The sequence below is a fragment of the Enterovibrio gelatinilyticus genome (assembly GCF_028683095.1).
GTDB classification, from domain to species: Bacteria; Pseudomonadota; Gammaproteobacteria; order Enterobacterales; family Vibrionaceae; genus Enterovibrio; species Enterovibrio gelatinilyticus.
The window spans coordinates 1-9,173 of sequence record NZ_JAJUBC010000053.1; the positions used below are offsets into that span (position 1 = coordinate 1).

Here is a 9,173-nt window from a genome sequence, read left to right on the forward strand (position 1 = left end):
CCCGCTATCTCCCCCGATATTCTTTGAGGGAGCATCGCTGCTATCGGGTTAATTCAGTGATTTAGAAAATAACGCTCATGAAGAATAATGCGACCAACTCCGTAATTTTAGTTCGCCCTTTAATTTTTTATTATTTCAAACGCGCACATGAAGCCTTTTACTGAGGTCTAATGAGATATATTTGGATAAGATGATGCGTTTAAATAATACACTAAAATAGAATATCCAACGTCACCGAAATTCACATAACTATAAATTACATAATCAATTACCATGTATCGTAAAAACGTGTTGAAAGAAGGACAGTCATAACAGGTCATGCTAAAAACTCACTTCAAACTAATACATCATGGAATTAATTCAATGAAAAAACATATCGCATTAGGCGTCGCCTCACTCTTCCTTATTGCCTGCTCTGATGAAGAAGTTGCGCGAGATAGAGATTGGTACATGGAGAACCCAGAAGCGTTGGAGCTTAAAGCCAAGGAATGTAGAAATGACGCAAGGATCGCAGATACTCCCAATTGCAAAAATGCAATGAGCGCGAATAGCGAACTCGCGATATTGAAAATGTTCAATTGACAATCATGCGTTGGCGGCAAAGCCGCCTTTTCTTTCAATAATATCTCGCTTTTACTTCTCTGTTTAACATTGCTATTTCTATTTTCCTAACTTATCTGCGCTAAACTATATATCGAACTTCATCGATTAGCACTCGATTTGGCTAGACAAGCAAGCGTTATATTCAACTCACTTTGTGATTTAAATTATGTAATGTTATTAATTAATAGTGATGACGTTAAGGTCAGTATTCGTCTCGCGATAAGGTTTGAGACAGCGACTAAACGCGTGATCGGCGCTATACCGCTACTTTGAACACCATGGGAACCCTGGACCTGGCTTCATGTTTTCTGATACGTCAATTGAGACTGCCCTTATGATTAAAGGGATTTTCAAACTTCCTCTGCGTGCGCTCCAAGGCTTCATTGACTCTATTTTCAAGCTGATGAACGAACCATTGTAGTCGCGGTCATACAGCTGCATCAGTGAGAGAGTAAAAACCGTAGAGGTTCACTATCGCTTACCAAGTCGAGGTTCTGTTGCACATGTTGTGATTGATGCAACAGGCGTGAAAGAGTTCTGTGAAGGCGAATGGAAAATGCGTAAGCAAGGTAAGGAAAAGCTGAGGACATGGCGTAAACTCCACCTTGCTATCGATGCCGAAACACACGAGGAGATTGCTGCAGAAGACAGCCTTGAATCTGTAGGTGACAACGAGGTATTACCCACGCTGTTGAACCCACTTCGACGAAAGATAAAACAAGTCAGTGCCGATGGCTATGTGTTGCGTCTTACGCCTAAATTTTTTTAGCGATTACAAGTAAACTATCAGTATATGAGTATCCATACCCATAACCGTAGCTCGCGCCACCACTGACGCTTTCAGTTTCGCTCAATAGTCTATTTGAGCTTGATATTCCTTGGGCTTGATATTTATATGAATAGTCTCCGGATATCAGGGGAACAATAGAGTGTACGATAAATCCATCGGCATTTAGTTTATCGATTGAAGCTTGTAGATCTTCAGCTAATCTTTCAGAGTCAATAATGGAATCAGAAAAACCAGTCTGCTCCCACTTTGTCTCCTTCCGATATATCTCTTTTTCTCCTCCAAAAAAACCTGATTTTGTTTCTCCCGTTGGCACCTTTATCGTGACTTCCTTACCTGTTGGTAAAAAGTAACATTTTACAAGTACAATTTTTTCCATGCTAGCCTCTAGGTTTGTAGGTTATCAAATTACGCTCCATATGACACTAATTAACAATCCTAGTATTGTAATGAAAAATAACGTCATCAATAGAAGTCTGATGTATTTTTGTAGCATCGCAAGAACTACTCCGCAAGGTATGGCTGCTAGCGATACAATAATGAATCTTATGCTTTTAGGGATTTCACAATCTAATAATTTGATGTTGACAATGTACCCTGTCAATATACACCCGAATATAAACAATCCTAATATCCAATACCCATCCACATGATCATCATACTCACGTTCAGAAAGAAACTGACTTCCAACTCTGTATCTCGCCACGCTCTCCTCCTTGAAGCTTAGTGAATGACATGCTTCCTCATTGTTGATGACTTAACCCAGTTAAATGGTTCTTTATTACAGGAGCTAATCCTTTCTTATAAGTAAGATGCCGCTAATTTAACCCATCGTGATAACTCTTTGACTAAAATACAAAAATTTAAAGCATTTGGATAGACAGAGAAATGTATGGTGGGGCGCAATATCAAGTGAGGGCGTTTGTTTGGTCGAGGAAATGATTGCGAGTTATGCCTAAAACGCTTGTGGCAACATCTTTAATGTGTGCGATCACGTAAGATAGAATGACTTCATATTTAGATATTGGGGGCATGAGATAATGGAAATGATCTCGAATTATGGGTTTGTTCATCATATCCACACAGAAATGAGCGACGAACACAAGGTGAAACGCAGTAATAGTAAGGGGTTACGTCGAGGCCGATGAGGGATGAACGAGGTTTGGTCATTAGCAATCAAAATGGTTGGCAATCAAACAATATGAAAAGCATATCGCTCTAAAGGCAACCATTCATCTTTACTAAACGTCTTTGAATTTGAGGGCGATGAATGCATGCAACTGATAATATTGTGCTTTTCTAGTAGTGCCTGTTCCCCTTTACTTTTTATTACCTTCCCCCTTATTAATCAAACATTCAATAGCGACAGTGGCGGGTTCTGTTTTCATTTTTCATAAACAGAGACAATTCTAAATTAGAGATGAGTGAATTTGTTGGGCTTTGATTTTGGAAAGACTTAAATGATTTTTGAAACTGATAATAAAGTCAGTTTTATTTTTGGCAGAGGTATGTTTCTCATTGGTGATAAATAAAGATGTGAGCGATGTATTATGTTGTAAAAACAAGGTGATGAAATTAAGATGTCGACAATTTCATACTATGGATGTTAATAAATGGATTTTTTCATATTAGTAAAGATCATATTGATCCTGGTCTCCATTGTTGCGTATTTTTCTTTCCAAGGTGACAAGAGGGAAGCGGAAAGTAATGCTCAAAAGCTACTCGACAATGATGAGGAGGGGGAAATCTTCGCTACCGAGGAGGAGGTAAGGGCGTTAGAGAAAACTCACGATATCACATTGCCAGACTCGGTACCCATTATCCATGCGAATGGTCCTGTGGTTGTTACGACACTCACGACCACGGGCGCAGCTGCCGAGACGCTAGTGACCATCTGCGGCATGAAAGTACATATGCCTTGTTCAATTTTTTTGTCTGCTGAAACCGTGCTTCCCTCTGATGGTGTAGCGAGACTGGCCAAAGTCGACGACAAACTTTACGTCCTAGCAATGGGTGATTATTCGTTAGTGAGCGATGTCCATAGCGACGCTCTCAATGACGCGACGGTTGATGCCATCGGTGCCGGTAAGCGCGGGAAAATTGAAACATTGCCACTAGAAGTATTGGGACAAAGGGACGCGTCAGACATTGAACGCAGGTATTACGACGCACCCACTCAAGGCAAAAGATACGCCATTCCAATGATGTTAGTTTTCATCGCGAGTGCCTATTTACTTTATGGCAAAGATGAAGCGGCTGGCTGGCTTGTTTCATTCGGTTTAACTTTTATTGTTGGCTTTGGTTTTTGGTGGCGGGAACTAAAGCGTGAACGGGAAACGTATAAAATTACGCGTCTACAAGGACGAGTAAATGAAGTGGTTAATAACGCGCTTGAGCAATACATTCGAGTGTATGACGAAAGCGAAGCGAAAGGCTCGGTAACATTTCAATTGCCGGGGCATTGGACGAAGGATATTCATCTTGATACCGAGGTGATTTTTGAAGTGTGCAATGAAACCCAAACATTGGTCAGCTATCGTCACACACACTCTTTAGAGCGTGACATCAAAGTCGACGGACAAAAAACCGAGCCTTATTTAGGTTGGATGGCAGGCACGACAGCGGTCATGGCGCTATCGTTGTTTTTCACGCTATACATGCCACATGCGGTATTGTCGGTTGATATGCTAAAAAACCAACAGACCGTGAATATTGAACAATTCAGTGACTGGGATGGCGTTGTTGATCGCGGACAGCGTATTTCATTATCAAATGCTCATCGACAGTGCAGAGGGGAAATGTCCGCAGGTGGCGATGACATAGACTGGCCGAATTTCTGCTCGACGTACGTCGTTGTCTCGTCATCAGTGCCAGTTGACCTTATGGAAACGCTCACGCCAACCTTAGACGAACTCAGCACCTTTGAAGATCAGCTTTCTTTTCCCGAGATCCCATTCTCTCAATATTCGATGCTAAAGCTCTACGCTTCTTTAGCGGGTAACGACATTATTGCCCACGAAAATATCGCAGATGTTCGTCATTCGAGTTTGCATGCGTGGGCTGTTTGGCTAGAAAAAAACACGGAGCGGTCGGACTATGATCAAACCAAAGCGTTGTTGTTGTCGCTTTGGGCGGAAGCAAAAGAAATTGACGTTTGTGAGGCGCAATGTTGGTCAGAGCTACTCACTGCTAACTTCGACACCGAGGGTCAATATTCAATGCTTAAAAGCCGATATGAACTTGGTAATTTAAGGGATATAAGAAGAGACCATGTTAACAAGCATTTCCGTGATGAGCTAAACCGATGGGCAGAAGGGCTTTCGTCAAACGAGTTACAAAGTAATAGTAATACTAAGATCTCCGTGACGAATGCAGAACCGTTCACCGATATTTGGGACGAGGTTCTAGGTTATGGTGGTTTCTATAGTAGCCGCTCTGCTGAGGGCTATCGCACAGCGTTGAGCGATGCAGAAAGTGTTCTGGCTGAATTTCAAAACAGTACATTGGATTATGCCGTAGTGACGTCCGTAGAAGCGTTGGACGGCGGTAAATCAATTATGTTAGACGTCAGTATGACGGAAGCACGTTTCTACAGTTACATTGCGCAATTGGGTTTGATGCTACTTGGCGTGGTATTGAGTATTGTGTTTGTGGTGATGTTGATGAAACAGTCTGGGCGTCAAGATCACGTTTCACGCGGATCACTCCAAAGTAGCTCTTCACTGGGTTAGAGTGAAACCAAGCTGGATGTGAGCTTGAATTTAACATGAACAAAAAGCTCGCGTGAATAATAGACCTCTTGGGTAACAATGGGGTCTATTATCCCTCAATCCGGCAATGAGTGGGTGTTATCCTCAAGCGTCGCGATAAGCTTTTGTAGATTATTCTTGTTCCTTCCCATCGTGATTAACGACGGACGTCTTAATGGAGAAGGGCGACTATTGATCAAAATACCTGAAGACGTGAATAAGACCGTGATTAACTCCCCCCAACTCGACAGTGACGCATTCGTTTCAAACTCCAATTTCACCATGTCTATTTCACTGACGGTGTGCCATCCATAGATAATGGCTGCGTTCTTGCAGTTATGAAAATTGGTTTTGCTAGGTGGGTATTTGGTATTCAGTAGAATTAAATTGTGCTTAGATTTCCAAAAAAACACCACGCTAATCAATAACGAAGAGAGGGAGAGTAAATAGCTAGCGCTAAGCAGAAAGTAGACTGATGCGAGGAGTCCAGACGTTGGCACCAATAGCCGAACTAAGGATTCATTAGTGGTCGGAGAAATGTACTTCTTCACGAATATTCATCCTTGTGAACGCTAAGCAACGAAATGAAGTTTCTTGGTACGTCCCGCAACATGCATTTAAAACCTGTCGACAATGGTTCGTTTGATACGTGGATAGTTGAATTTATGCTATCAGCATCAAAACGCATGTTAGTTATTCATTTCAGAGGCTTACGAACGGAATCACACTTTGAAGCTTCCTCAGTATCACCGTAATGGAATGTTTAGCGACTCAAGCTGAGATGCAGTGAAAACAGAGTCGGTCGGGGAGATAGAGGGGATAGCACTCTGACGGTCTTAACATTCCCCTCTTAATTCAATTGCCATTCGGTTGATGAAACCTCATTAATTGTTTAAGAAATCAGGCGTTTATTGTTAGATCTAGATACGATAGCCTAGTCGTACATAAAGGGAATGGACGAGTTGATGAATATAGGGATATTTCTCATCGTGTTGGTGAGCATTTTTTGGGGTGTGTTTGCCTACAAGAAAAAGCGAAAAGCGCAGTTGGTTTTTATTGGCACTTATCGTTTTAATTCAGTGATTAAAAAGAAAGTCGCGAAAAAATACCCGTATCTCACTGATCAAGATTTGATGTTGGTGATCGATGGCCTCAAAGATTATCTCACCATCTGCAATCAGGCGAACAAAAAGCAGGTTGCGATGCCTTCACAGGTGGTTGATGTTGCTTGGCACGAGTTCATCTTGTTCACCAAAGAATACCAGCAGTTTTGTGATAAAGCGTTTGGACGGTTTCTTCACCACACACCAACAGAAGCGATGAAAACACCCACCTCCGCTCAAGAGGGGATCAAACGTGCTTGGCGCTTAGCCTGTGCAAAAGACAGTATTGACCCAATGCACCCGGCTAAATTACCACTGCTTTTTGCCATTGATGCGAAGCTCAATATCGAAGACGGTTTCATCTATTCGCTTAACTGTCAGAACACGTCATCATCGACGAATGGCATTGGCTACTGCGCCAGCCATATTGGCTGCTCTTCTGGCTGTGCAGGTTCTAGCTGCTCGAGTGGCGATGGCGGAGGAGGATGTGGTGGTGGGGATTAGTGTAAGTATCAAGTTATTTGCAGTCAAAATGGTTGGCAATCAAACCAAATGAAAGGGATATCGTTCTAAGGCCAACCATTCATCTTCAATCAGCGTCTATGAGCTTGAGGACACCGAATGTATACAACTGATAATATAGTGCTTTTCTAAAAGTATTTGTCCCCGTTATTCCCCGTTATTCAATTGTTCACTCATTGTTTGATTCTAGAAAGCGAGATAAGTTAGTTACAGACAACAGGCTAAACTCGTTCGAATGACAAGGAGTCGTCAGGTTGTGCCACTAACCGTTCCATATTTGTGAAGCGAGAACCGTCAGATAACGTCGATATAATAAAATGTGAAGGAGTACAATATAACAATGAACAGTTTTCTGCCCTCAAACAATGCGGTTGGCTTTGTCCGAATTTTTCTTTCTTCTGTTTTGCTGATCTCGCCGTTGAATACTTCAGCTAACACGGACATCGAACGTGTTCTGGACGCAACAGAAGCGTTAAATGACAACACGGTCAATATATTGGCTGACGCTGAGAGAAACACAGAGGAATTTGGGGCGATTTTGAACAAGATGGACGAAGTCGAGCAACAAACTGATTCAGCACTGGCGGCGATTCGTAGCGGTAACTTCGGGAAACTGACTTTGCTCGCTCTAGATAACGCAAAGCTTGGGGAGTTATATGTCGCCGAGTATCAAACTTTTTTAAAGCATGTCGGTCAAGATTCTTCCTGTTATCGCCCTCATGTTATTGGTGAGTTCAATGAAAGTATCGCGAAATTGAAAGCGTATGCGGCAAGGGTTCCGCAGCTACAAGCCGTATCTTCAGAAGAAGATGCATTGCTTTCCATTATGGAACTTAACCTAAAAAGCGGGAGCTTTTTTGCAGTGCCTGCCATGTTCCATGTGACTACGCTTTGTATCGTCGGTGATGCAGAGCCAATCTTAGAGCAATTCAATGCGATGGAAGGCGATGTCGTTGCAGGATTTCTTGCTCAGGCGATGCAGGGAAATGGATTTGAAAATGGTGATATACCGCCTCTGTCGGATGACATGATCGAAATGTTAGAAGAGGAAGATGCATTGGAAGCCATTCCTTCTCGCCCTATCAGTGATATTCAGTTTAGCGACCCTAATGTCGAAATTTGTGTGAAAGATTCCGCAGAGATGTTTGGAGCAGATATGACAGATGAATTACCAGAAGTGATCTGTGATTTTCCAGAAGGTGAGCCAGTGGCTTTAGACGATTTGGCTAAGTTTCAGGCGCTCGAGCACGTCACTATAGAGGGGGCAAAAATATCTTCTTTGTCTTCGTTGAGCGGGCTACCTTACTTAAATTCTGTTGTGATTGAAAACAGCGTACTCTCTTCGGTTGCTAATCTATCCGATATGGGTGGCTCACTTGTTTTGTCCAACACAGAGGTAATAGGTTGGAGTGATCTTGCTCAATCTGGTTTTGACACCGTCAATATTGAACAACTGAAAGACTGCAAAAGCCTGTCTGCTTTTTTAAAAAATGATTCGTTGATCATCACTTTTGTTGGAACAGGAGAGTTTGAAACCTTGGGAGATATCGATGGCAACGGCATGAGAGTAGTGACCGATTGCACCAAAGACAGTGTGTTTTAAGGAAGGTTGGGCAATGAAGATTAAAGCAACGTCATCGTCATGACCGTGGTTTGGTGGCGCTAACTCGCTGGTATACGAAATCCGCAAAGTCGTTTTCGCCCGAGCAAAGGCAGGGCGGCTTTAATGGAGGGCTCTGCGCCAACCATTGTTCCTCTTTCTACTTGCGCATAGGTATCAAACCATTCGGCAGATTCAAACCCAAGACGCTCGAGAATATCTGGTATACGACAATCAATATGACCACGTTTATCTTCCCTGCATTGGCGTCCCGTCCAATCGACAAGTTCGAGATAGTCCATTAATCGAAAGGGGATACCATCCGGCATGTTTTCTTTTGGGTTTCCGGCAAAGGGGAATAAACAAGGTGCGCTGGCTTTACCATTTTGTAGTGATTCAATGCGTGTTTTAACGGATGTGTACTCGGAAGTTTCTGGGTTTTTTGCAATTGCAGCGCGTACTGGGTTCAAATCGACATAGGCCATTGCAGCGGCGAGGGCTTTTTCATCGAGTAACGCCTGGCTTTTAAACCGGCCTTCCCAGAAATGACCAGTACATTTGTCCTCACGATTAGCTTCCGATGCGATGTGTTGGTTCAGCAGTCGCATGAACCAACTGATTGACATGAGGCGCTCTCGCCACACTTCTATCATGTCACAACATTTTTCTGCTTCCGACTCTGAAAGCTCATCGCCTTGAACAAAACGTTTAATGAGGGAGGGGGCTTGATGAAAAGCCAGCCAACGCTCAACGACTTCATGTTGACTCAATTTTTTGGTTTTCTCAGCATTGATGTGCAATACCACGTG

General features: G+C 42.7%; 7 protein-coding genes and 2 pseudogenes. 5 read left to right on the plus strand and 4 right to left on the minus strand.

The features are described from left to right. Positions 1-363 precede the first annotated feature (363 nt). Together LRP50_RS24750 and LRP50_RS24755 are read left to right on the plus strand one after the other, a co-directional pair. Positions 364-582: an EexN family lipoprotein gene (locus LRP50_RS24750; protein ID WP_274167068.1), complete on the plus strand. Its 219-nt coding sequence runs from the start codon at positions 364-366 to the stop codon at positions 580-582. Between the two features lie 295 nt (positions 583-877). Continuing rightward, positions 878-1,339, plus strand: a pseudogene (locus LRP50_RS24755) (IS5 family transposase); the annotation flags it as partial. Between the two features lie 19 nt (positions 1,340-1,358). Here LRP50_RS24755 and LRP50_RS24760 read toward each other — a convergent pair. Then, positions 1,359-1,769 (minus strand): hypothetical protein, encoded by a 411-nt coding sequence (locus LRP50_RS24760; RefSeq protein ID WP_274167069.1) that lies wholly within the window; start codon positions 1,767-1,769, stop codon positions 1,359-1,361. Positions 1,770-2,443: 674 nt separating this feature from the next. Beyond that, positions 2,444-2,560: pseudogene (locus tag LRP50_RS25705) on the minus strand (alpha-amylase family glycosyl hydrolase); the annotation flags it as partial. Positions 2,561-3,003: 443 nt separating this feature from the next. On the opposite strand from LRP50_RS25705, the gene LRP50_RS24765 reads away from it, so the two are divergent. Next, a complete protein-coding gene (locus LRP50_RS24765) occupies positions 3,004-5,121 on the plus strand; it encodes a hypothetical protein (protein WP_274167070.1) in 2,118 nt (705 codons plus the stop codon). A gap of 95 nt (positions 5,122-5,216) precedes the next feature. Here the strand turns inward: LRP50_RS24765 and LRP50_RS24770 are convergent, their stop codons facing one another. Continuing rightward, a complete protein-coding gene (locus tag LRP50_RS24770; protein ID WP_274167071.1) occupies positions 5,217-5,690 on the minus strand; it encodes a hypothetical protein in 474 nt (157 codons plus the stop codon). 414 nt (positions 5,691-6,104) lie between these two features. On the opposite strand from LRP50_RS24770, the gene LRP50_RS24775 reads away from it, so the two are divergent. Together LRP50_RS24775 and LRP50_RS24780 are read left to right on the plus strand one after the other, a co-directional pair. Beyond that, entirely contained in the window at positions 6,105-6,746 is a 642-nt protein-coding gene (locus LRP50_RS24775; protein WP_274167072.1) for a glycine-rich domain-containing protein, read from the plus strand. A gap of 358 nt (positions 6,747-7,104) precedes the next feature. Then, positions 7,105-8,367, plus strand: coding sequence for a hypothetical protein (locus tag LRP50_RS24780; RefSeq protein WP_274167073.1), 1,263 nt, complete (start codon positions 7,105-7,107; stop codon positions 8,365-8,367). Positions 8,368-8,426: 59 nt separating this feature from the next. On the opposite strand, the gene LRP50_RS24785 is transcribed toward LRP50_RS24780, so the two are convergent. Beyond that, on the minus strand, positions 8,427-9,173 hold a 747-nt coding region (locus LRP50_RS24785), incomplete at its 5' end, for a transposase (protein WP_274167074.1).

Coding starts and splice junctions, on each gene's coding strand:
- LRP50_RS24760 (WP_274167069.1), bottom strand. CDS start 1,769: ATGGAAAAAATTGTACTTGTAAAATGTTACTTTTTACCAACAGGTAAG.
- LRP50_RS24765 (WP_274167070.1), top strand. CDS start 3,004: ATGGATTTTTTCATATTAGTAAAGATCATATTGATCCTGGTCTCCATT.
- LRP50_RS24775 (WP_274167072.1), top strand. CDS start 6,105: ATGAATATAGGGATATTTCTCATCGTGTTGGTGAGCATTTTTTGGGGT.
- LRP50_RS24780 (WP_274167073.1), top strand. CDS start 7,105: ATGAACAGTTTTCTGCCCTCAAACAATGCGGTTGGCTTTGTCCGAATT.
- LRP50_RS24750 (WP_274167068.1), top strand. CDS start 364: ATGAAAAAACATATCGCATTAGGCGTCGCCTCACTCTTCCTTATTGCC.